This is a genomic window from Bacillus sp. FSL W7-1346 (genome assembly GCF_038593335.1).
In the GTDB taxonomy this organism is placed as follows: domain Bacteria; phylum Bacillota; class Bacilli; order Bacillales; family Bacillaceae; genus Bacillus; species Bacillus altitudinis.
The window spans coordinates 547,202-567,857 of sequence record NZ_CP151988.1 but is presented as its reverse complement, the minus strand read 5'-3'; the positions used below and the strand labels follow the sequence as shown (position 1 = coordinate 567,857).

At 40.5% G+C, this 20,656-nt stretch carries 26 protein-coding genes and 7 tRNA genes; 5 read left to right on the top strand and 28 right to left on the bottom strand.

Going from position 1 to position 20,656, the window contains the following annotated elements; genetic code table 11:
• Positions 1 to 42: 42 nt before the first annotated feature.
• On the top strand, positions 43 to 504 hold the full coding sequence (locus tag NST09_RS02770) for a CarD family transcriptional regulator (protein ID WP_113747458.1): 462 nt from the start codon (positions 43 to 45) through the stop codon (positions 502 to 504).
• A 288-nt stretch (positions 505 to 792) separates the two neighbouring features.
• On the opposite strand, the gene cspC is transcribed toward NST09_RS02770, so the two are convergent.
• The gene (gene cspC / locus NST09_RS02765; protein ID WP_008346765.1) at positions 793 to 996 is read right to left on the bottom strand and encodes a cold shock protein CspC; all 204 of its coding nucleotides are present in this window, start codon (positions 994 to 996) and stop codon (positions 793 to 795) included.
• A gap of 302 nt (positions 997 to 1,298) precedes the next feature.
• Between cspC and NST09_RS02760 the strand changes: the two genes are divergently transcribed.
• Complete coding sequence (locus NST09_RS02760; RefSeq protein ID WP_217816142.1) at positions 1,299 to 1,976, top strand: hypothetical protein; 678 nt, start codon at positions 1,299 to 1,301, stop codon at positions 1,974 to 1,976.
• A 578-nt stretch (positions 1,977 to 2,554) separates the two neighbouring features.
• On the opposite strand, the gene NST09_RS02755 is transcribed toward NST09_RS02760, so the two are convergent.
• Positions 2,555 to 3,352, bottom strand: a complete 798-nt coding sequence (locus tag NST09_RS02755) for an alpha/beta hydrolase (protein WP_342493324.1) — start codon at positions 3,350 to 3,352, stop codon at positions 2,555 to 2,557.
• 145 nt (positions 3,353 to 3,497) lie between these two features.
• Entirely contained in the window at positions 3,498 to 3,833 is a 336-nt protein-coding gene (locus NST09_RS02750; protein WP_144610502.1) for a helix-turn-helix domain-containing protein, read from the bottom strand.
• A gap of 177 nt (positions 3,834 to 4,010) precedes the next feature.
• Here NST09_RS02750 and NST09_RS02745 point away from each other — a divergent pair, with 177 nt between their 5' ends.
• A complete protein-coding gene (locus NST09_RS02745) occupies positions 4,011 to 4,985 on the top strand; it encodes an NAD(P)-dependent alcohol dehydrogenase (RefSeq protein ID WP_342493323.1) in 975 nt (324 codons plus the stop codon).
• Here NST09_RS02745 and NST09_RS02740 read toward each other — a convergent pair.
• From NST09_RS02740 to NST09_RS02700, 9 genes are all read right to left on the bottom strand, one after another.
• Positions 4,968 to 5,117: a hypothetical protein gene (locus tag NST09_RS02740; RefSeq protein WP_268438774.1), complete on the bottom strand. Its 150-nt coding sequence runs from the start codon at positions 5,115 to 5,117 to the stop codon at positions 4,968 to 4,970. The genes NST09_RS02745 and NST09_RS02740 overlap by 18 nt on opposite strands.
• Before the next feature lie 297 nt (positions 5,118 to 5,414).
• Positions 5,415 to 5,498, bottom strand: a tRNA-Leu gene (locus NST09_RS02735).
• Positions 5,499 to 5,546: 48 nt separating this feature from the next.
• Positions 5,547 to 5,629: transfer RNA gene (locus NST09_RS02730), tRNA-Leu, on the bottom strand.
• A gap of 7 nt (positions 5,630 to 5,636) precedes the next feature.
• Positions 5,637 to 5,712 (bottom strand) — tRNA-Lys (locus NST09_RS02725).
• 30 nt (positions 5,713 to 5,742) lie between these two features.
• Positions 5,743 to 5,817, bottom strand: a tRNA-Gln gene (locus tag NST09_RS02720).
• A gap of 21 nt (positions 5,818 to 5,838) precedes the next feature.
• A tRNA-Glu gene (locus tag NST09_RS02715) sits at positions 5,839 to 5,910 on the bottom strand.
• Positions 5,911 to 5,919: 9 nt separating this feature from the next.
• Positions 5,920 to 6,010: transfer RNA gene (locus NST09_RS02710), tRNA-Ser, on the bottom strand.
• Positions 6,011 to 6,014: 4 nt separating this feature from the next.
• Positions 6,015 to 6,089 (bottom strand) — tRNA-Asn (locus NST09_RS02705).
• Positions 6,090 to 6,206: 117 nt separating this feature from the next.
• Positions 6,207 to 6,674 (bottom strand): SprT family protein, encoded by a 468-nt coding sequence (locus tag NST09_RS02700; RefSeq protein WP_007496463.1) that lies wholly within the window; start codon positions 6,672 to 6,674, stop codon positions 6,207 to 6,209.
• A 99-nt stretch (positions 6,675 to 6,773) separates the two neighbouring features.
• Between NST09_RS02700 and cmpA the strand changes: the two genes are divergently transcribed.
• Entirely contained in the window at positions 6,774 to 6,908 is a 135-nt protein-coding gene (cmpA, locus tag NST09_RS02695) for a cortex morphogenetic protein CmpA (RefSeq protein ID WP_008346893.1), read from the top strand.
• Between the two features lie 19 nt (positions 6,909 to 6,927).
• Here the strand turns inward: cmpA and NST09_RS02690 are convergent, their stop codons facing one another.
• From NST09_RS02690 to acpS, 14 genes are all read right to left on the bottom strand, one after another.
• On the bottom strand, positions 6,928 to 9,087 hold the full coding sequence (locus NST09_RS02690) for a Tex family protein (protein WP_341041432.1): 2,160 nt from the start codon (positions 9,085 to 9,087) through the stop codon (positions 6,928 to 6,930).
• A gap of 76 nt (positions 9,088 to 9,163) precedes the next feature.
• Positions 9,164 to 9,763, bottom strand: a complete 600-nt coding sequence (locus tag NST09_RS02685; RefSeq protein ID WP_008346897.1) for a PP2C family serine/threonine-protein phosphatase — start codon at positions 9,761 to 9,763, stop codon at positions 9,164 to 9,166.
• Positions 9,763 to 10,551: an RNA polymerase sigma factor SigB gene (sigB, locus tag NST09_RS02680; RefSeq protein WP_025206796.1), complete on the bottom strand. Its 789-nt coding sequence runs from the start codon at positions 10,549 to 10,551 to the stop codon at positions 9,763 to 9,765. Before sigB ends, NST09_RS02685 begins: the two co-directional genes overlap by 1 nt.
• Entirely contained in the window at positions 10,517 to 11,005 is a 489-nt protein-coding gene (gene rsbW, locus NST09_RS02675) for an anti-sigma B factor RsbW (protein ID WP_007496471.1), read from the bottom strand. The genes sigB and rsbW overlap by 35 nt, the downstream gene beginning before the upstream one ends.
• Entirely contained in the window at positions 11,002 to 11,331 is a 330-nt protein-coding gene (locus NST09_RS02670; protein ID WP_008346902.1) for an anti-sigma factor antagonist, read from the bottom strand. The genes rsbW and NST09_RS02670 overlap by 4 nt, the downstream gene beginning before the upstream one ends.
• Positions 11,332 to 11,390: 59 nt before the next feature.
• On the bottom strand, positions 11,391 to 12,398 hold the full coding sequence (locus NST09_RS02665) for a PP2C family protein-serine/threonine phosphatase (RefSeq protein WP_008346904.1): 1,008 nt from the start codon (positions 12,396 to 12,398) through the stop codon (positions 11,391 to 11,393).
• 10 nt (positions 12,399 to 12,408) lie between these two features.
• The gene (locus tag NST09_RS02660; RefSeq protein ID WP_003214085.1) at positions 12,409 to 12,810 is read right to left on the bottom strand and encodes an anti-sigma regulatory factor; all 402 of its coding nucleotides are present in this window, start codon (positions 12,808 to 12,810) and stop codon (positions 12,409 to 12,411) included.
• A gap of 2 nt (positions 12,811 to 12,812) precedes the next feature.
• The gene (rsbS, locus tag NST09_RS02655) at positions 12,813 to 13,181 is read right to left on the bottom strand and encodes an RsbT antagonist protein RsbS (protein ID WP_003214235.1); all 369 of its coding nucleotides are present in this window, start codon (positions 13,179 to 13,181) and stop codon (positions 12,813 to 12,815) included.
• Between the two features lie 4 nt (positions 13,182 to 13,185).
• A complete protein-coding gene (locus NST09_RS02650; protein WP_007496484.1) occupies positions 13,186 to 14,016 on the bottom strand; it encodes an RsbT co-antagonist protein RsbRA in 831 nt (276 codons plus the stop codon).
• 114 nt (positions 14,017 to 14,130) lie between these two features.
• Complete coding sequence (ndoA, locus tag NST09_RS02645) at positions 14,131 to 14,481, bottom strand: type II toxin-antitoxin system endoribonuclease NdoA (protein ID WP_003214169.1); 351 nt, start codon at positions 14,479 to 14,481, stop codon at positions 14,131 to 14,133.
• A 4-nt stretch (positions 14,482 to 14,485) separates the two neighbouring features.
• On the bottom strand, positions 14,486 to 14,767 hold the full coding sequence (locus tag NST09_RS02640; RefSeq protein WP_003214273.1) for a hypothetical protein: 282 nt from the start codon (positions 14,765 to 14,767) through the stop codon (positions 14,486 to 14,488).
• Positions 14,768 to 15,060: 293 nt separating this feature from the next.
• On the bottom strand, positions 15,061 to 16,242 hold the full coding sequence (gene alr / locus NST09_RS02635) for an alanine racemase (RefSeq protein WP_342493322.1): 1,182 nt from the start codon (positions 16,240 to 16,242) through the stop codon (positions 15,061 to 15,063).
• A gap of 128 nt (positions 16,243 to 16,370) precedes the next feature.
• Entirely contained in the window at positions 16,371 to 17,387 is a 1,017-nt protein-coding gene (locus NST09_RS02630; protein ID WP_007496489.1) for an outer membrane lipoprotein-sorting protein, read from the bottom strand.
• A 160-nt stretch (positions 17,388 to 17,547) separates the two neighbouring features.
• Positions 17,548 to 17,913, bottom strand: a complete 366-nt coding sequence (gene acpS / locus NST09_RS02625; RefSeq protein ID WP_007496490.1) for a holo-ACP synthase — start codon at positions 17,911 to 17,913, stop codon at positions 17,548 to 17,550.
• A 94-nt stretch (positions 17,914 to 18,007) separates the two neighbouring features.
• Here acpS and NST09_RS02620 point away from each other — a divergent pair, with 94 nt between their 5' ends.
• The gene (locus NST09_RS02620) at positions 18,008 to 18,613 is read left to right on the top strand and encodes a rhomboid family intramembrane serine protease (RefSeq protein WP_007496491.1); all 606 of its coding nucleotides are present in this window, start codon (positions 18,008 to 18,010) and stop codon (positions 18,611 to 18,613) included.
• A gap of 55 nt (positions 18,614 to 18,668) precedes the next feature.
• Here the strand turns inward: NST09_RS02620 and NST09_RS02615 are convergent, their stop codons facing one another.
• Both NST09_RS02615 and NST09_RS02610 read right to left on the bottom strand, forming a co-directional pair.
• Positions 18,669 to 20,165, bottom strand: a complete 1,497-nt coding sequence (locus NST09_RS02615) for a PH domain-containing protein (protein ID WP_017366662.1) — start codon at positions 20,163 to 20,165, stop codon at positions 18,669 to 18,671.
• The gene (locus tag NST09_RS02610) at positions 20,155 to 20,634 is read right to left on the bottom strand and encodes a PH domain-containing protein (RefSeq protein WP_008346922.1); all 480 of its coding nucleotides are present in this window, start codon (positions 20,632 to 20,634) and stop codon (positions 20,155 to 20,157) included. Before NST09_RS02610 ends, NST09_RS02615 begins: the two co-directional genes overlap by 11 nt.
• Positions 20,635 to 20,656 lie beyond the last annotated feature (22 nt).

Here is a 20,656-nt window from a genome sequence, read left to right as displayed (position 1 = left end):
GTGGTACCCTTAAAGTAGATACATGATATGGAGGCGGATGATATGTTTCAAATTGGTGATAATATTGTTTATCCAATGCACGGAGCAGGTATAATTGAAGCCATAGAAGAAAAAGAATTCTCTGATGAAAAACAACAGTATTATGTGATTAAAATGTCAATCAGTCATATGAAAGTGATGATTCCAACACGAAAAATGTCAAGTTCACGTATTAGACCTGTTACAGATATACTGGCATTAAACAATGTGATGCACATTTTCCAGCATGGCGAATCAGCTCAATTACTGACATGGAAAGAACGCCATACAATTAATACAAACAAAATAAAAACGGGTGACATCCAAGATGGTGCTGAAGTTGTGCGTGATCTGATGCGGATGAAGAAAGAGAAAGCACTAAATGCAAGTGAAAAGAAAATGCTAGATGAGGCTCATGAATTTTTGTTAAGTGAATTAGAAGTTATCGAAGGGATTACAGAAAAACAAATTAAAAGTTTCTGTTAAGAACTATGCCGCTCTTTACGGTATCCCTCACCATTTTTGAATACATGTTCTCTAGAACGATCCATCCTTCAATTTTATTAAAGAAAAAAAGAATTTATTTAGGCAAATTCCGCATATTGTAAATCCAATATGCTATACTGTTGATAAACCTTTGAAGCATGAATTTTTTTACGATTACCTTGTAACATCTCCCTACTTGTACGTTGAGTAGGGTTTTTTATTGCAGAAATAAATGAAAGCACAAAAAAACAGGCTCTCTACAGAGAACCCGTTTTGATAGAATGAAGATTAAGCAATTTTTTGAACGTTAGCAGCTTGAGCTCCACGAGAACCTTGCTCTACGTCAAATGATACTTTTTGACCTTCGTCTAAAGATTTGAATCCGTCACCTTGGATAGCTGAGAAATGTACGAATACATCGTCGCCTTCTTCACGTTCGATAAATCCAAAACCTTTTTCTGCGTTAAACCATTTTACTGTACCTTGTTCCATGTTTGTTGCCTCCTCGTGCGTTTACCACACAATGTATTATACTATCCTTGCCCAAAGTATCCTCAAGACGAAAAGTCTTTCTTCATGCTATCCTTTACGCCGAACAAAAATAATTATTCTTATTGTAACATGAAGCGGAAATTATTGCAATTTCATCTTATAGATGAATTCTAAAATTTTTACTTCAAAGAATAAATTCAACTACAATCTCACTAGGACTCATATAGAACTAATGACTCAATACTCATATTCAAATTTATGATTTAATTGGAAAGTAATGATAATTCAAAGGAGATATAAAAATGAAAAGGTTTATTCTATTCACCCTTATTTTATCACTAATAATTTCTATTACTCCTAATTCGGTAGCTAGCGCTACGAATTATAATTATGCTCCAAAGGAGAAAAAAGAAGTTAATACTAGGGTAGATACCAATTCAAATAATAAAATTTTTGATGCTGAAGATGTGATGGCTTTAGAAAAATATATCAAAGTATTCAATGGGAAATTTTCCTTTAACAAAGAAGAAGCTTATTCTGATGGAGTTGACTTAACTCTGATTGAAGGCCAAATAACATTTTTAAATCAACTAAACTCAGAAATAGAGGCAGGTATATTAAAAGTTGAAGATGATTTGAGTATCATTCGTTTAAAGGATAAAGAACAAGTGTCACCTGATATGCAGACACTTGCTTGTAAAGGAAAAACAACTAAATCTAAAGATTATTGGTGGGGCTTTACACAGAAGTTGAATAGCTGTGATACGAATAAATTTGCAGCTGATTTGGGTAGTGCGGGTACTATTGCTGGTGGTGGCGCACTCCTTCTTACATGGTTTGGTTTTTGGCCAGCCTTACCTGCAGGTTTAGGTAGCGCTTATTTTCATTTAATGGGCTCTCGCGCTAGTGCTAACAATAACGGAAAAGGAATAAATATGAAAATATGGTGGACTTTAGCTTATAAATTTTCACCACAGTAATTTTAACTATACAATTGGAGTGATATTATGTGGAAAAATATAACTACATTTTCATTTCCCCTAGTTGTTCTCATTATTTTAGGAGTTACTTTTTTTCGAACTTATAAAGATAAAAGACCCGCAAACAAATTAAAGTTTATAAAACAAATATCTATTACTCTCGTTTGCACCTATGTATTAATAGTCGTCTTCACTTATTTAATAACCCACAACTATGGATAATGATTAATTATGTAACTCGTCCCTCTCAAAAAAAAGTCCACTTACTTAAAAGGTGAGTGGATTTTTTAGAAACTATAAAAAATAAAAATACCAAAGGTCTATAAATATTAATTTCATGGATACAGGCAACACAACTTGAATCTCCACAGGTTATTCACCTACTAGGACCTCAACATAGTGAATTAATATCATTAGTTATGAATTCTTCTTTTCTTTACCCTCATGCTTCATAATTACTGTTACAGGACTCCAACTTGCTCAAATTTGCACAGCATCTTATCTGTTTTCCAATAGCACGCATCTCTAATTCAGCGGAAATCACAAAAATCGCAACAGTTAACCCTATTTATAAACAGTTATACCACCGACTCCAGTCTATTTAACCAGTTATGTACTAATGAATGAAACACATCGGGTTGTTCAATCTTCAGGTTGTGACCAGCCATATCAAGCACTGCAAAAGTGGCCCTTGGATTTGGATAGTCTTCGATCAGCCGCCACGCATCGTGATATCCGACGACATGGTCTTGACGTCCTGTGATAATGAGCGTAGGATACTGAAATTCAGAAGAAATATCGAAGGTAAAGCCATATCCATTTTGAAGAATGTTATTGATGAATTCATGATTTGTTTGTTTAGAAGGAAGGTAAATTTCATCGCGGAATCTTTCCCATTCCATCTTTCCTTGCACAACGGCCATGGAGCAAAATTCATCCGCCTCTTCTGAAGACAGTTGTGAAATTAAGTGACTGTCACTTTTTAGAACGGTCTTCTCTGGCACGACTCTTTTATCGAATACAGGTATAGTCATTGGGGCCACAAGCAGTAATCCACGAACGGTTTCCCGGCGTGAATGAACAATACCTCTAGCTATGTACCCTCCATACGAATAACCGCAAACAATAAACTGTTCATCAGGGATCAGCTCATCCAAAAGACGCAATACCGCTTCTAACATATCATCAGAGTTCTGAATAGATGGATGCGCCTCGGAACGTCCCATCCCCGGTAAGTCTATGTATATTCTCTTCCAACCGCTGTGTTTTTCAAATACCGGTTCCAATGCATGGAACATCACTTGATGGTCAAGTGTCCAACCATGCAATATCACGATCGGAAATCCTTCTCCAATGACTTTATGGTAAATTGACATGTATTTGCATCCCCTTTTTTAGCGCTTCCCTAGTAATCTCAAGATTTTTTGTTGTTTTTCTTCATCATAGCTTAAAGTGAATAAAATCTTTGTTAGGAAGCTATGCTATGATTCCCCAACGAACTTCTCACGTAGATGGATTTTATTATGACTTTGATTTTTCTAATTGGGTTTCGCCCCATAAAAGAAGTTGTTCAAATATAGGGATCAGCTCTAGTCCTGCCCCAGTCAATGAATATTCTACTCTTGATGGAACTTCATTATACTGAACTCGTTGAACAATTCCGTTTTCAATCAGGTCCTTTAATGATTGATTGAGCATTGTTCCTGTAATTCCATACACTTTACGCTTTAACTCATTATATCGAATCTCCTTGTAACTACATAGTACAGCTAAGATTTTTAAATTCCATTTTCCCGCTAATATATTTAATGCATAACTCGCTGGAGCTATCGCTTTATTCAGCTCACTTTCAGTCATATTTTATCCACCCCTTAGTCAGTTTTTCCTTCCTTAAGCAGTTTATATTGCGTACTTGTTAAATCAATTCCATTTATTATAATCAAATATGTAAACCGTGTCATCCATGTATTAGAGAGCCAAATTGATTATATAAACCCTTCAAGTCATTACTTTTTAAGGAGATGGAGTGAGTAAATGAAAAATGAAAAGATGCGAGCTGCACAATACACTAGTTATGGATCACCGAATGTTCTTTTTGAAGATTTTATATCAAGACCAGTTATAGAATCTGGAGAAGTACTCATTCGTGTACATGGGTCGAGTGTAAACTCTATGGATACACTGTTTCGATCAGGTAAGTTAAAACGATTAACGGGTAATCAATTCCCTAAAGGGACAGGTGCAGATTTTTCTGGAGAGGTTGTTGAAGTAGGGTCGAACGTAAAAAGTTATCAATTAGGTGATAATGTGTGGGGGGTTCTCCCTATTAATTTAAGGAACCAAATTGGTAGTGCTGCTGAATATGTAGCTATATCACCTGAGAAAATATCTAAAGCTCCTATAAAGATTGATCTCATACAAGCAGCGGCATTGCCTGGCGTAGGTGCTACTGCAATTATTGCCTTAAAATACAAAGCGAACCTTAGAAAAGGAGAAAAGTTACTTGTACGTGGTGCAAGTGGTGGAGTCGGAAGCATTGCGATTCAAATTGGAAAAATGTTAGGTGCTCATGTAACTGCTCTTGCAAACGAAAAACATCTTACTTTTCTTCAAGAGCTAGGTGCAGACGAAGTATTTGATTATAAAGAAACATCTCCTACTGATCTTAAAAAGTTTGATGTAGTTATGGACACAGTAGGAACTGACCTTAAACATTATAGGCGCTTGCTTGCAAAGAACGGTAGAATGGTTACTATTGGATTTCCTAGTTTTTCGTCCTTCATATATATATTAACTTCAACTATTTTCGGTTCTCGTAGAGTTCGCACATTCAGCGCAAACCCCAAAAATGAAATTTTAAAAGAATTAGCATCTTATGTAGATTCCAACAAGGTCAGACCAGTTGTTGATAGCATTTATCTTTTATCTGATGTTGCCAAAGCTCATCATTCCTTAGAAACTGGAGGTGGACGAGGAAAACGTATCATAAATTTACTTGATAACAAATAAACCACCAAATGACATGACATTATTTAATTTTTCTGTTGCAAAAGGTGCATGCTTGGTAGCCATTTCAAATCTTCCAGCTCTTCTAAAGTATTCAGCTGCTTCTAATGCAAAGTCTTTAATATCACTATACATTTTCCTACTTTTTAAGAACCCAAAACATCGGTCTAACAAATGCTTATCTTCTTTTAAATACAGACCTTGAAGAATATGAAATTTCGAATATACTCGACACCCACACAATTCAAATATTTTACATTTTATGATGAATTTGTAACAAAACCAAACTTAGGGGAAGTATAATATTTTAACACAGATCTTATCATACTCTTACTCGAGAAATATAATATTATACAAATTTTTCTCTCCAAAATAAGTACATTGAAAATAAAACAAAAAAACCAAAGGTCTATAAACCTTTGGTTTCTTAGATGCGGCCGAGAGGACTTGAACCTCCACGGGTTATTCACCCACTAGGCCCTCAACCTAGCGCGTCTGCCATTCCGCCACGACCGCGTGTTTGATGTGCTCATATATTCATAAGTGCACTGTTTGAAAAAACAATGCGGGTGAAGGGACTTGAACCCCCACGTCATAAAGACACTAGATCCTAAGTCTAGCGCGTCTGCCAATTCCGCCACACCCGCGTGACAATGGTGAGCCATGAAGGACTCGAACCTTCGACCCTCTGATTAAAAGTCAGATGCTCTACCAACTGAGCTAATGGCTCATCTGCTATGCAGAAAAACATATAAAAAAATGGCTGGGCTAGCTGGATTCGAACCAACGCATGACGGAGTCAAAGTCCGTTGCCTTACCGCTTGGCTATAGCCCAACGAATCAAAATAACAAAACATGACCCGTACGGGATTCGAACCCGTGTTACCGCCGTGAAAGGGCGGTGTCTTAACCGCTTGACCAACGGGCCATATCATAATGGCGGAGAAGGAGGGATTTGAACCCTCGCGCCGCTTGCGCGACCTACACCCTTAGCAGGGGCGCCTCTTCAGCCACTTGAGTACTTCTCCATTATGGCTCCGCAGGTAGGACTCGAACCTACGACCGATCGGTTAACAGCCGATAGCTCTACCACTGAGCTACTGCGGAATAATAAGACATGTTTCATTATATCTATGCCAGAAAAATGTGTCAAGAATTTTTAAACGTTTCGTTCCTGCTCCATTTACGACGGCTTTTATAATTTAACATATACTAATATAACAGTCAAGCCTTTTCCCCTTCCTTTTTTAACTTACCATGACAAATCCCGCAGACATATCGCGTGGTGTCAAATCGGCGCTTCCTCGTATAATGTCTTCCACAACCTGTGCACACATAGTAATGAAGCGTCACCGCTCTTTTTTTCTTTTGAACGGTCTTCAGCGGGGTACAAAAGCGCGGGGCTCCTACTTGCTGCAAGAGTTCACGAAAATCCCTGTCCCGATGCTGATAGCCCTTCCCTTCAAGGTGCAGGTGATAATGACATAGTTCATGCTTAATGATACCGATCAATTCGTCTCTGCCATGCTCCTCAAGATATCGGCGATTTAGCTCAATATGGTGTGTTCCAAGTAAATATCGCCCGCCTGTCGTTTTAAGACGGTCATTAAAAACAGCCTGATGGCGAAACGCCTTACCAAAGAACTGCTCTGAAATGTCTTCTGTTAACTGCTGTAACTCTCTCTCGTTCAATCAAGATCGTTCCTTTCTATAAAAACCTCGAACGGGACAATTTCCCCTTTGCATACATTGAAGGTACACCCACTGTTTTGATCAAAGGAGGAATGGGCGATGCCCAACTGGCTGAAAAATCAGATGCAGAAAGCATTTTATGAGAAAAATCATTATCAAATCAAATTGCTCAATCAATGCTGGTACTTCTATAGAAAAAAGCACTCAGTCACATCAAGGCACACCCCGTCCTAAGGTGCGCCTCGTTTTTTATTTAATCTGGTTTTAGCATCGATAGAGCGACCCGACCTTTTGCCTGGTCAACGGAGTCTACCCAAACAGTCACAATATCACCGACTGACACGACGTCAAGTGGGTGCTTCACAAAGCGGTTGCTCAGCTTCGAAATGTGGACAAGTCCATCCTGTTTTACACCAATATCAACAAATGCGCCGAAGTCTACGACGTTTCTCACCGTTCCTTGCAGCTCCATTCCTTGCTTTAAATCCTCTAATTTCAACACATCCGTTTTCAAAAGAGGTTTTGGTACTTCATCGCGCGGATCACGCTCAGGTCTTGTGAGCTGATCAATGATATCTTGAAGGGTGATTGAACCAATTTCAAGCTGTTCTGCTGCTTCGTCCAGCTTCACCTCTGCAATTTTCTCTTTTAACTGTTCTGTTCCAAGATCGTCTGGCGTCATGTTGATCATGCGTAAGAACTGTTTTGTTTCTTTATAGCTTTCAGGGTGAATACCCGTGCGGTCAAGTGGATCTTGTCCATCTGTGATGCGCAGGAAGCCGATACACTGCTCATAAGTCTTTGCACCAAGCCTTGGGATATCCTTCAGCTCTTTTCTGCTTGTGAATCTCCCAATCTCTTCACGGCGCTTGACGATGTTTCCTGCGACGGCTTTTGAAAGACCTGACACATATTGCAGCAGCGCCTGTGAGGCTGTATTAACGTTCACACCGACTTGGTTAACAACCGTTTCTACCACAAAGGTTAACGAGCTGTTTAATTGCTTTTGACTCACATCGTGCTGGTATTGTCCTACACCGACAGATTTTGGATCTATTTTTACGAGCTCTGCTAATGGGTCCTGCAACCTTCTGGCGATGGAAATGGCACTTCTTTCTTCCACTTGCAAGTCTGGAAACTCTTCTCTTGCCAGCGCAGATGCAGAGTATACACTTGCCCCTGCTTCATTCACGATCAAATATGAAACTGGCTGGTCCAGCTCTTGGATCAAGTCTGCGATGAATTGTTCGGTCTCTCTTGAGGCTGTTCCGTTTCCGATCGCAATGACTTCAATGTTGGATGATTGAATGATTTCTTTCACTTTTTGTTTGGCTTCCGCTTTTTTCTGCACAGGCGGGTGCGGATAAATGACGCCAATATGATGGACTTTTCCTGTATCATCCACGACGGCTAATTTACAGCCTGTACGAAACGCAGGGTCTACCCCAAGTACACGTTTTCCTTTCATCGGCGGTTGAAGAAGGAGCTTTCTTAAGTTTTCAGCGAAAATATGAATGGCTTGTTCCTCTGCTTTTTCTGTCAGCTCTTTTCGTATTTCTCGTTCAATTGATGGCTGAATCAGGCGTTTATATGCATCATCAATGGCCGCTTCAATGTAAGGTCTCGCCGTCGTTTGCTTGCCTTTTAAAACTTGTTTATCGAGGTAGAAACGAATATTTTCAGCAGGTGGTTCGATGGCTGCTTTCAAAATCCCTTCTTTCTCGCCTCGGTTGACCGCGAGTACACGATGAGGCACAATTTTTTTAATCGGCTCTTGATAGTCGTAATACATTTCATAGACGTTTTTCTCGTCGTTTTCAACGTCTTTTCCTGATGTGACAAGACTTCCCTTTTGGTACGTCTCACTGCGAATCCATTTCCGCATATCTGGATCATCAGCCAGCTGTTCCGCAATGATGTGCTGGGCGCCCTCCAGTGCTTCTTCTGCAGTTGTGACTTCTTTTTCTTCATTGATAAAAGCCGATGCTTTCTTTTCAATATCATCGTTTGGCAACTGCAGTAAATACTCCGCCAGCGGCTCAAGTCCTTTTGCTTTGGCTACATTTGCCTTCGTTTTTCGTTTTTGTTTAAATGGTCGATATAAATCTTCGACCTCTTGCAGCTTATGCGCCTGTTCGATCTTCTGTTTTAATTCATCTGTTAATTTGTCTTGTTCAGCGATTAAGCGAATCACTTCTTCTTTTCGATTCGTCACATTTTGGATATATGTATAGCGTTCAGAAATGGTTTGAATTTGCACCTCGTCTAGTGAGCCTGTCTGCTCTTTCCGGTAACGTGCAATAAACGGTACGGTGTTGCCATCCTCTAATAGCTGGATCACACTTCCAATTTGTTTTGTTGAAAGCTTTAATTCTGTCGCAATTTGTTTCAATAAAAAGTCAGATGTCTTCATACTTTGCATCCCCTCACTGTGTCTTCTCTTTTAGTGTATCAAAAAAACCGGCAAAACAGAAAAAAGGTCAGCTATTTCATGTAAGCTGACCAAGTACATAGGTGAGATCGTCCTTCTTGTCTTGTGTGTATGTTTCAAGTTGTTTGGCGATGTCTGCAACTGAATGGCTATGCTTTAAACACATTCGCATGTTTGGCACATTCAGTCCGTCGGAATACATAATGAATGTCGATCCTTTTTCGTAGGAATAGGTGTATGTTTTGTATTTTCTAGGTTTACCTGATAGATATCCTGATGTCGGAAGTGGATAAATATAGTCGCCAGAAGGTGCATTCAAGATAAATCGAATATTGCCAACCGAACAATAGGTAAACTGCTGCTGGGAAAAATTCACCTTTAATATGGCTACAGTGGCCCCACGTTTATTTTTCATGGCCTGATTGCATCTATCAATGAGGGTTGTTACATCCTCATGTCCATATTCTTCGACAATTTCGCTGACTAAAGAAGATGATTCATTGGCGAACTGGCCGCTGCCTAATCCGTCTGCTACAGCACAAATTAGTTCTTCATCATCTGCTTTAATAAAAAAACTGTCCCCGCAGCATGATTTTCCTTCTTTGTTCGATTGATAGATAATGGCGTTTACATGCTCATGCTGTTCGATCTGCTTCATTACCCTAGCTCCATAGACGCATCTTCTGACAATGCATCTCGTAGCTTTTTAACTGCCTTCCGCTGCAGCCTTGATACATGCATTTGAGATATGCCGAGTAAATCGCCTGTTTCTTTCTGGCTTTTATTTTGCAAATACGTGAGATTGATAATTTCTTTTTCTCTATCTGTCAGAACGTGAAGCACACTTTCAAGCATCATTTTTTGGTTTACACGTTCGTACCCTTCTTCTTGTGAGCCGACGACGTCTAAAATCGTCACAGTGCTTCCTTCAGAATCAGCCTCTACGCCTTGGTCAACAGACAGCGCTTGATAGCTTTTGCCCATCTCCATTGTTTCAAGAACTTCTTCTTCTGTTACATCTAGATATTCTGCGATTTCTTGTACTTTAGGTGACTTTTGCGTTTCCGTTGTCAGGTGATCAACTGCCATCTTGATTCTTGGTCCAAGCTCTTTAATTCGTCTTGGTACATGGACACTCCATGTTTTATCACGTAAAAAGCGTTTGATTTCCCCGATAATGGTTGGAATGGCAAATGCCTCAAATGATTTACCGACAAGTGGATCATAACGCTTAATTGCGCCGAGTAGACCAATCATTCCAACTTGTCTTAAATCCTCATGAAAGCTTTTTCCTTTGGAGTATTTCTTCGCGAGCATATCCACAAGATTTGTATAACACTCAACTAGTGTTAGCTGCGCCTGCTCGTCATGGTTGGATTGATAGCTTTGAATGAGGCGATCCACTTCATCTTTAGTTAGTTTCATAGTTTTGGATGGTTGTGTCATGGTCAACTCGCTCCCTGTTTAAAAACTTTGTCATCGCCACGGTAACTCCGGAGTTTGCTTGCACCTCGACTTCATCCATCAATGTTTGCATTAAGTATAAACCAAGACCTCCTTCTGCCAATTGATCCACCGTATGAGCAGATGTGTACGGCCCTAGGTCTTCCTGCTTTTGCTTAAAGTCAAAGCTACCGCCTTTATCAGCGACAATGATTTCTAGACGATCTTCATAGACAAGAAAGCGAACCGCTACCTCTCCATCTTCGCCATCTGCACCTTTATAGGCATGCTGAACTGCATTAGTACATGCCTCACTGACGGCAATTTTCAAGTCCTCAATCTCTTCGTAGGCATAGCCCATTCGGCTTGCAACGCCTGAAAGAGTCAGACGAATGATGCCTACGTATTCTGGTTTCGCCGGTATTTTCATCTCGATTAGATCTACTGATTCGTTCATTGTACCCCACCCTCTGACTTTGCAGAAATGTCAATGATGTCCTTTAGTCCAGTGATTTCAAACAATCTGACAAGCCGATCCGACAAGTTCTCAAGCTTTAATGATCCTCCTGCTTTTTGAGCCGCTTTGAACAGCCCAACAAACACACCTAAACCTGTACTATCCATGTAAGTAACATCTTTCAGACAAATGTCAAGATGCTCTCCTTTCTCTGCTTTGGGCATAAGGGTTTCTCTCAGCTCAGGAGCAGAGTACACATCGATTTCTCCGCTGACACTAATTTTCGTCTTATGATCTATTTGATGCTCTTTTACAGACATATTCATTATGCATTCACCTCGAAATTCTTGTTTCCTAAAGTTTTATATACCCGCATATTCACTTTCTAAACCTTTCTTTTAAGGACAAGTAAAGTAAAGTCATCGTGAAGCTGAAAATCTTGTAATTTGAGTAAGCTTGCATAGATAGCGTCGACCATTTCCTGTGCTGAATAGGAAAGATGCTCTGCTATGAGCGCTTTGATATCTTCGCGCTCTAAGAAGCCGTCCTCTGACTTGGATTCGGTGACCCCATCTGAAAATAAGATCACCATATCTCCTACGTCCAAATGCTGCTCATACTCCCTGTAATCAAAGTCTGGTGCGATTCCAAGGACAAGACCTTTTGCATCTAAATCGTAAAATTGATTCTCTTTTTTGCAATAGAAAAAGCCCGGCTCATGTCCAGCCGATGCGTACTTAAATTCATGTGTTTCTTTATTATAGCTGCCATAAAACATGGTGATAAACATGCTTGGGTCTACGTTTTGCTCGACCACACGATTAAGGGTTTTGAGCACTTTCGTTGGACCGCTGCCTGACTCTGGCAAGGAATCCATCGCATACTTAATCATCGACATACAGAGCGCAGCTGGAATGCCTTTCCCAATGACGTCTGCAATCGCGATATTGATTGTATCGTGATCTGTTACGAAATGGTAATAATCCCCACTCATCTGTTTTGCCGGCACACTGATGGCTCCGATATCAAATGTGTCTCCTTCTGGAATTTTCGTTTCCAGAAGGGTTTGCTGAACATTTGCAGCAATTTCAATTTCCGACTTAATTTCTTGCTGGATGCCTCTTAGTGTTAAATGCTCCTGGTAGGCAAGTCCGTATCCAATCATGACTTCAATTAAGAAGTCTAGTGAATGAAAGACATCTTCCGGCAAATCAGGGTAAAGCTCCTGAATCACTTTTCGGTGAACACTCACTATTTCTTCAGGAGGTATTTGATGCTCAATGGTTTTACGGCTAAATTTTTGAGCTTGATAAAGCGATGTTTCAGTTAAATCACTGATATAACGACTGAGCAGCTGATGATACCGCTGCTCCATTACCTCCTTAAAATCCATGGTTTCCCTCCTAGCGAAGCCACTTGACAGCTTGTATCTCAGTTCCTTGTTCTGGTGCGGAATCTAATTTAAATTCATCCATCAGTCTTCTGACGCCCGGCAAGCCTGCTCCGAGTCCGCCTGATGTAGAAAATCCGTCTTCCATTACTTTACGTATATCCATGATGCCAGGCCCCTCATCGGCTGCGATGACTTTGAGTCCACGCTTTCCGCGCTCCATCACTTCTTCTATACAAATCTGACCTTTACCAGCGTATAAATAGATGTTACGAGCTAATTCTGAAATGGCCGTCGTAATTCTTGCTTGGTCAACTGTTCCAAAACCAAGTTCTTTTGCAACATTGCGCCCCAATTGTCTTGCTGCGACTATGTCCCATTCCGTCAATATTTTTACACAGGATTGGTCTTTCATATCTATTCCCCCAATTCCCGCTTCAGTGTCTCAAGCCCTTGTTCAAGATCTAGTGCTGTCTGAATTTCTTCCAGTGAAATGCCAAGTTCAATAAGCGTCACAGCGACTGCCGGCTGTATTCCTGTTAATACAACTTTTGCCCCCATGAGCTTGGACATGGTGATCACATCGCCTAATACCTTTGCGATAAATGAATCAATCATATCGACGGATGTTAAGTCAATGACCACACCGTTTGCTCCTGTTTCATGAATTTTATTCAGTAAGTCTTCTTGAAAGTGAAGAGCTGTTTGATCATCAAGCTCCCACTGTATTGAAATCAGAAGACAATTATATAATTTTAAGATTGGAATCTTCGGGTGATTTCTCAATTGGTTATCCCTCCAATGAAACAATTTTTCGATTTGTCATTTCCAAAGCAGTTTGAATTCCTTTTTGAAGGGTATTCTTTGTTGTAACCTGAGATAAATCAATTCCAAGGTTAACGATTGTTTGGGCTATTTCTGGGCGAATACCGACAAGTAAACACTTCGCTCCTACTAATCTCACAGCCTCTGACGCTTGAATGATATGGTGGGCCACCATTGTGTCCACGACAGGTACACCCGTGATATCAATTAAGACGACCTGTGAGCGATGTTTGACGACACCATTGAGCAGGTTCTCCATAATTTTTTTCGCACGATCTGTATCAATTGTTCCAACAAGTGGCATGACGGTGATGTGCTCAAATACTGGGATTAGCGGGGCAGATAGTTCCTGCAGCGCAATTTTTTGAAGGCTGACGGTTTTTTCCCATGAGATGGAATACTGGTTTAAGATCTCATTATGGATGGGTGTGATGAATCGATCGATTTGCCAGATGAGGTCATGACTTTCTTGTGTTGTATCTTTGTCATCGTTCATTTTTTCATATAAATGTGTACGGATTTCTGTTAGACCGTTTGCCAGTAACTTAAGTGATATACCCATTTGAACAATTTTTAAAGCAAAATTTTGCACTTTTTCTTCAAAATCCTCATGATCCCCCTCTGAAAGAGATGTAATGATGAGTTGAACATATTCCGAACAGATGGTTTCATACATTTTGTCGTTCAGCATCATGTCCGTTTCTTTTTCTCCGAGTCGTTTTAAAATGTCCGTCCACTCTTTTTCTAATTCCTTTTGGTGCTTTCTTGCAAAAGCTAACACGATATGATTCGACATGTTTTACCCCCTACTTACATTTAAAGCTCTTCTTTAGTCTTTCTTCATTATAACGTTAAAAAAAATTGAACACAAAAAAAGTTGCTCCCAATAGAGCAACCAAGTATCACCATATTAAAAATCAATAAGAGCCAAACTAACTTGTAAGGCTTCATCAACCTTCTCCATCATCTCATCATCAAGATGTGTGATTTTATCTGTCAATCTTTGTTTATCGATTGTACGAATTTGTTCCAAAAGAATGACAGAATCTCGTTCAAAGCCGTAGCGCTTTGCATTAATTTCGACGTGAGTCGGTAATTTCGCTTTTTGTATTTGGGCTGTTATGGCTGCAACGATAGCAGTCGGGCTGAAGCGATTTCCAATGTCATTTTGAATCACCAATACCGGGCGAACCCCGCCCTGCTCGGAGCCAACAACAGGAGATAAATCAGCAAAGTAAACATCACCGCGTTTAACAATCAAATGTTTAACCCCCGCTGACTAATCGCTCAACTGTATTCTCAGCCTCAAATTCTGCGTATTGTGCCTCTGAAGAGATATTCAGATTAATTTTCGCCATCTCCATGTAGCCGCGTCTCATCGATTCACGATTTTGTCGAATATTACGTTCACGAATATACGTTTTTGTCGCTCGGTAGATCAATTCATTTCTTGTTACCTTATCCTGCTCTGCTACTCGTTCGATCTCAGACATTAAAGCCTCCGGCAGTCGAATCTTCATTTCGTTTGTTGCGCTGGATTCAGACAAAAAACATACACCTCCACAAAACTTACGGATACCGTTTCGATCCATTCCAAGACTAATCATACCATTATTCAATGCACAAGCAAAGCTGTTTTTTCATGATTTCTTATTAGAACATGAAGCGGCTCGCCACCCGTAAATCAAGATGATAATGGAGTTCCTCTTTCCCATTATACGCTTTTTTCCGAAAATCATACGGTATTTCCAAAATCTCTAAAAAAGGGAGAATGTTTATGATGCCTTTGTAGAATAAAAGAGAACGATGTCAGTTTGAACATCGTTCCCGTGGATGCTGTTTATAAAAAGCTTGGCCCGCCTTGAAGCAGCGGATTACGTACATGAACCCTTTTGCCGTCCTCTATATAGACTCTTGGGACGCGGTAGCCAACAGAACATGTGACTTCGTAGTTAATGGTTTCAAGCCGCTTGGCTATTTCATCGACGGATATCTTGTCTTCGCCTTGTGTCCCGATGAGCACGACTGGCTCCCCTGCCGGAATGTCCTTTTTCAAATCAACCATGAATTGATCCATACACACCCTTCCAGCAATCTTTCGGCGTTTTCCGCCAACGAGCACTTCTGTTCCGGCAAGCTTCCTAATCCAGCCGTCTGCATACCCGATTGGAATCGTACCAATCCATGTATCTTGATTCGCTGTATAAGTTGCACCATAGCTCACGCTCTCACCCTTTTGAATGGGCTTTACATGTGCAAGTTTTGTATGAAGAGATAATGCTTCTTCCAGTTCAAACGGCAATTCATCCTTGATTTCTTCCGACGGCGACAGCCCGTACATACTGATGCCAAAACGAACCATATTAAATAAAGTGTCTTTAAACCTTAGACCTGCTGCACTGTTGGCGCAATGAATGAGCAGTTTGTCCGTATGAAGCGGTTGAAGCAATGTTTTAAACGTATCAACCTGCATACCGAAGTAGTTTTCATCTTTTTCATCCGCTGTGGCAAAGTGAGTAAATACGCCTTCCAGCTGTAAAAAAGAATGATCGTGGACAAGCTCTTTTACTTCGCTCACCTGCTCGATTGTTTTCACACCTAACCGATTCATGCCGCTGTCGATTTTCAAGTGGAAACGAATGGGTTGTCCCATCTGCCCTTTCATCACTTTGACGACTTCTCTCAGCCAATCGATCGAGTAAGCGGTCATGATAACGTTGTATCTAACGGCGACTTTGACATACTCTGACGGTACTGCGCCGAGCACAAGAATCGGGGCTTTGATGCCTTTATTTCTTAAAGAAATGGCTTCATCTAAAAAAGCGACGGCTAACAGGTCTGCTCCTGCTTCGAGGGCAGCTCTTGCCACTTCTATATCTCCATGTCCATATGCATTGGCTTTCACAACAGCCATTAGTTGGACGCTTTGACCAATATGGTCTTTCATATGTGAAACATTATGCTTGATTGCTGTTAAATCAATTTCTGCCCATGTGTCTCTATAAAAGGCATTTGTGTCCATTCATCACACTTCCCTATTGAATGATTCAATACTTCATTATGATACTAAAAATCCAGAATAATGTGAAACAACTCAAAGAAAATCAGCCCCTGCACAGGGCTGATTTGTTGTTATGTTAAGAATCTCGCCTATTTCGCTGACTGTCCTTCTACACTTTTGGCGACCATTAAGAGTTCTTCTTTCGATAAATCACTTGAAGAAATTAAGTAGTCAACTCCATCAGATGTCCAAGAAAGAGATTTGTCTGTCAGAACACCCACTGTCATGCCAAGATCGACTGGCTCGCCATTCATCGTCACAGGCGTAGACGCTTCTGCTACCCGCGCTTTTTCCTGAATGAGCGTGAAGGATTTCTTTCCGCCATACGTCATTACATACCGCTTCCCAGCATCTGTTGTCATTTCTTTCTCTTCCATTTTCTTCACGCCCTCTGGCATATCCACAGGCGTTTTCACAGCAAAGCTGTCAGATGGATCTGCACTTGTGGCAACATCCATTTGAGAAAGTGTCATATTTTTCTTCTCATCAAAGGCGTCTTTGTCAAAGGATTTGTTGAATTCAAAGTGAGAGAATTCTACTTTCACCATTGGCTTTTTGTCGCTGTCCAGTACTTTCACACTGGCAGGCGCCATTGTTTTTTTATGAAAGGTAATCTCTTGGGTCGGCAGCATTTGGTTGTGCTGATAGTTGGTTTTTGTTTCAAAAACGTACTTCGACTCTTTTGCTTTGAACTGAGCTGCACTGTCATTTTTAATGTCTTTCACAAGTGATTCAAATAAATACACCTGACTGCTGTTGTTCGGCCAATCACTATGGAAGCGGAAGCTTTTGTTTAATGAAGGTGTCAGCACAAATACACCATTGCCATTTCTTAAAATGACTTGACTCTGATCCTTCTTCGGATTTTCTAAATAGACACGGTAAAGCTCCGGCTTCTTGTACCAAATTTCCACGTGGTATTCCTGCGGATCATTTCCTGTCTCAATGGTCATTTTTGCTTTGGCTTTGTATGATGTCATTTCCTCTGCCTTTTTGTTTAAATCTCCAACGATATCTTGTTGAGATTTTTGACCGCATGCGGAGAGAATCAGTACAAAAAGGATCCCCGTTACAAGCAAAACAAAGCTTTTTCTCACCCTTTTCAACCCCTTCGTTAATTGTGTTAAAAGGAAGAAACCGCTTGTTTGACTTTAACAGTACGCCTCAAGAGTTAACTGCGTACCGCGAACCATCAAAGCCTGTTAGCAACTCGCCCTTCCTTATCGCACTACCCAATATATGAAGGGGGGACAAACAATATGCAGACTAGCTTGACAACCTTTCAATTAAAACTTGTGCTGCAGCATATTCTTTTGTGTGTGTAATGGATACATGAACGTAGTCTTCTTTTGTTTTCTCACTTTTGATGAGAGGTTTTCCGTTCGCATCTTTTTGTATCTCGATGTCGTGAAAGCTTACATACTGACCAATTCCCGTACCGTATGCTTTTGCGAATGCTTCCTTCGCCGCAAAACGCCCTGCCAGAAACTCCAGCTGTCTCTTTTCACTTAGTGTGTGAAAGACTTCCTGTTCACGTAAAGTCAAAATTCGTTCTGGTAAACGGGGCTGCCTGCTAAGAACTCGTGACAGCCGGCCGATCTCTACAATATCCATACCGATTCCTTTAATCATGAGGTACCTCCTATGATACTCGTACTAATTTGGATGTTCGCTTCATAAACGTGTTACTATAAACTTACCATTATCTAGTCAAAAGGGGTTTGTTATGTTTATTCGAACGGAGAGCTTTCAACAATTTATTAGATCGTATCCAATCGTAACAGCGATCCTTGCTTTGCAAATCGGCCTATGGCTTTTATTTGCGATCCCTATTCCAATGATCCAGCTTGGGCAGGACCATCTCGTTGGTTTTAATTATGGTGTTGCAGCAGGAGAATGGTGGCGGCTTTTAACGCCTATTTTTCTTCACGGAAGTCTGACACATATTCTGTTCAATTCCATGTCGCTCTTCCTATTCGCTCCAGCACTTGAGTATTTGCTTGGAAAGGTTCGATTTCTTGTGATTTATCTGGGTGCTGGATTCATTGGCAATCTCGGAACCTATTGGGTGGAGCCTTTAGAGTACGTACATGTCGGGGCTTCTGGTGCGATATTTGGTTTATTTGGCGTCTATCTTTATCTTGTCCTATTTAAACCGCATATGATGGACCGTGGTAATTCTCAGGTGATCTTAACGATTCTCGGCGTCTCTGTTATTATGACGTTCGTCAACTCGAACATCAACATCATGGCCCACTTATTTGGATTGATAGGCGGCATGATCCTAGCACCGATCACTCTATTCTTCCATTCAAAAAAACGACGCTATTAAGCTCATAAAAAATGTCGATCACTCCGTTTAACGGGAGCTGATCGACATTTTTTGTTTAAGTTGATTGATTCGTTTCATAGGAATACCAATCGCATACACGTTCAGCATCTTCCTCTTCAAGGTGATGCACACCAAAGGAATCAAGCAAGGCAGAGGACTTCACAAAGGTGTGAATACTTGCCACCCGCCCTTTCTTTTGAAAATAGGATTGGGTCATCGTATAGTTTTGCATTCGTTTTCTTAAAACAATTCCGGTGGTCTTGCCGATACCTCTTGTCGTTAATTGAATCAGTTGATCTTTGATCACATATCCTGATTGTTTATAGGCTAAATACCCAAAAAACAAGGCAAATGGTAATGGAATCAGCGCCAAATACCCCCATGGTGGAAAACGTACAGAAAGGATTATACCTACAAGTAATGGAACAAATCCGTAAGATATCAGATAACGTTTTAGTGAACGCTTCGGCACTTTTTTCAATTCACTTTCTGGTGCCAGCTGATATTGATCTGTAAATTGCGTTAACAATTCATTGATCTTTTTCTTCCGTATGAGTGGAAATAAGACAGAAGAGGTCTCTTTTTCTGTAATGGAACCTCCTGCGCTGACAAGCATGACCGTCGCAAAACCAAATGGTTCACGCAGAATATTTTCTTTGATTTTCACTGCTTGAATTCTCGCAAGCGGAATGGTCATTTGATGCCTTTCGATGAGTCCTCTTGTGATGATGATGTCTTTCCCTTTTCGTTTTGCGGTAAAATTCGCATATTGAAGGGCTGTTACCCCAACACTAAGAATCCACGCAATCAATACGGCAATAAATATGAGAATCGCATAAATCTCAACACTCGCATGACTTAAAAAAGAAAACCGTTTAAGGAATCCGTCCAAAGGTAGAATTTCATCTATTTGTGTGTAAATGGCGAGACACCCAGAAATAATGACGCCGATTCCGCTTGAAGTGGTCGCAGCCAAAAGCAGCTCTGGTATACCCATTCGGTAGGAAACACTGATTTCTTTTTCTACAGGCTGTTGCGCTGTCAGAGAATCAGGGAAATCTAAATTTTCATCAATCATTTCTTCTTGTTGCAAGCTTTTCTTCCGGTTGAAAATCGATTGCTTTAGTTGCTCAGCTTCTGCTTTTGTAATGGCCGTCAGGCTCACTTCAGGTCCATCCGTCCCGCCTGCCGTTTCGATTTGCACCCGAACCAAACCAAAGATCCGCTGGAAGATACCTTCACTTGTATTCACCGTTTGAATTCTTTCTAACGAGATATACTTTTTCTTTTTGGTGATGACACCTGATTCCACTCGAAATTCATCGTCTTCCATTCGGTAGGTGAATCGTCTCCATGCTAAAACGGTTGAAACAGCTTTCCATAAAAGAAGCACCCCAAGAATAATGAACGCATAAAAACGAATACTTGAATTCGAGTTCACAAAAATAAGCACGAAAAAAGGGATAATGAAGTTTTTGATCATGGATACGGCATCTGATATAAAATCAATGAACATCGAGATTGGATGTACACGTTTTGGTTCAGACATCATCTTCCGTCACCCTTGCTAATCGAGATATGTAATCGCGAAGCTCATCTGCCTCTTCTAATTCCAGTGCCGGAATATCATGCACTGTCGCAGCCGTAGAAATTTGAACAGATGCCAACCGGTAGCGCCTTAAAAGCGGCCCTTGAGATGTATCCACATGCTGAACACGTACCATTGGCACAATGACACGTGTGACACGAATCAATCCGTGCTGTATTTCAATTTCGTTCTCAAATACTTCATAGCGCCAGATGTGATGGCGGATTTTCGGGATGAGCCAGATTCCGAAGATGACCTGTAAAATCCACAAACCGATGAGGATGGCTCCAATCCAATATGGCCATTGAAAATAATAACTAGCTACAAATACCCCAATGATGATGAATAAGAAAATCAATGAGATAATTCCATTTTGAAGACGCCATACTTTTAATCCATTTAAGCTGATTTGACGTTGCGGCTGTTTTCTCACATTCTTCCCCCATTCTCTTACT

What these genes read in the sequence shown, in the direction of transcription:
- sigB (WP_025206796.1), bottom strand. Translation starts at nt 10,551, where the DNA reads ATGACACAACCATCCAAAACTATGAAACTAACTAAAGATGAAGTGGAT.
- cspC (WP_008346765.1), bottom strand. Translation starts at nt 996, where the DNA reads ATGGAACAAGGTACAGTAAAATGGTTTAACGCAGAAAAAGGTTTTGGA.
- NST09_RS02665 (WP_008346904.1), bottom strand. Translation starts at nt 12,398, where the DNA reads ATGGATTTTAAGGAGGTAATGGAGCAGCGGTATCATCAGCTGCTCAGT.
- NST09_RS02620 (WP_007496491.1), top strand. Translation starts at nt 18,008, where the DNA reads ATGTTTATTCGAACGGAGAGCTTTCAACAATTTATTAGATCGTATCCA.
- NST09_RS02660 (WP_003214085.1), bottom strand. Translation starts at nt 12,810, where the DNA reads ATGAAAGACCAATCCTGTGTAAAAATATTGACGGAATGGGACATAGTC.
- NST09_RS02690 (WP_341041432.1), bottom strand. Translation starts at nt 9,087, where the DNA reads ATGAAGACATCTGACTTTTTATTGAAACAAATTGCGACAGAATTAAAG.
- rsbW (WP_007496471.1), bottom strand. Translation starts at nt 11,005, where the DNA reads ATGAACGAATCAGTAGATCTAATCGAGATGAAAATACCGGCGAAACCA.
- NST09_RS02615 (WP_017366662.1), bottom strand. Translation starts at nt 20,165, where the DNA reads ATGATGTCTGAACCAAAACGTGTACATCCAATCTCGATGTTCATTGAT.
- NST09_RS02770 (WP_113747458.1), top strand. Translation starts at nt 43, where the DNA reads ATGTTTCAAATTGGTGATAATATTGTTTATCCAATGCACGGAGCAGGT.
- NST09_RS02745 (WP_342493323.1), top strand. Translation starts at nt 4,011, where the DNA reads ATGAAAAATGAAAAGATGCGAGCTGCACAATACACTAGTTATGGATCA.
- NST09_RS02755 (WP_342493324.1), bottom strand. Translation starts at nt 3,352, where the DNA reads ATGTCAATTTACCATAAAGTCATTGGAGAAGGATTTCCGATCGTGATA.
- NST09_RS02685 (WP_008346897.1), bottom strand. Translation starts at nt 9,763, where the DNA reads ATGAAGCAGATCGAACAGCATGAGCATGTAAACGCCATTATCTATCAA.
- cmpA (WP_008346893.1), top strand. Translation starts at nt 6,774, where the DNA reads ATGCCCAACTGGCTGAAAAATCAGATGCAGAAAGCATTTTATGAGAAA.
- acpS (WP_007496490.1), bottom strand. Translation starts at nt 17,913, where the DNA reads ATGATTAAAGGAATCGGTATGGATATTGTAGAGATCGGCCGGCTGTCA.
- NST09_RS02760 (WP_217816142.1), top strand. Translation starts at nt 1,299, where the DNA reads ATGAAAAGGTTTATTCTATTCACCCTTATTTTATCACTAATAATTTCT.
- NST09_RS02650 (WP_007496484.1), bottom strand. Translation starts at nt 14,016, where the DNA reads ATGTCGAATCATATCGTGTTAGCTTTTGCAAGAAAGCACCAAAAGGAA.
- NST09_RS02670 (WP_008346902.1), bottom strand. Translation starts at nt 11,331, where the DNA reads ATGAATATGTCTGTAAAAGAGCATCAAATAGATCATAAGACGAAAATT.
- NST09_RS02750 (WP_144610502.1), bottom strand. Translation starts at nt 3,833, where the DNA reads ATGACTGAAAGTGAGCTGAATAAAGCGATAGCTCCAGCGAGTTATGCA.
- alr (WP_342493322.1), bottom strand. Translation starts at nt 16,242, where the DNA reads ATGGACACAAATGCCTTTTATAGAGACACATGGGCAGAAATTGATTTA.
- NST09_RS02740 (WP_268438774.1), bottom strand. Translation starts at nt 5,117, where the DNA reads ATGTATAGTGATATTAAAGACTTTGCATTAGAAGCAGCTGAATACTTT.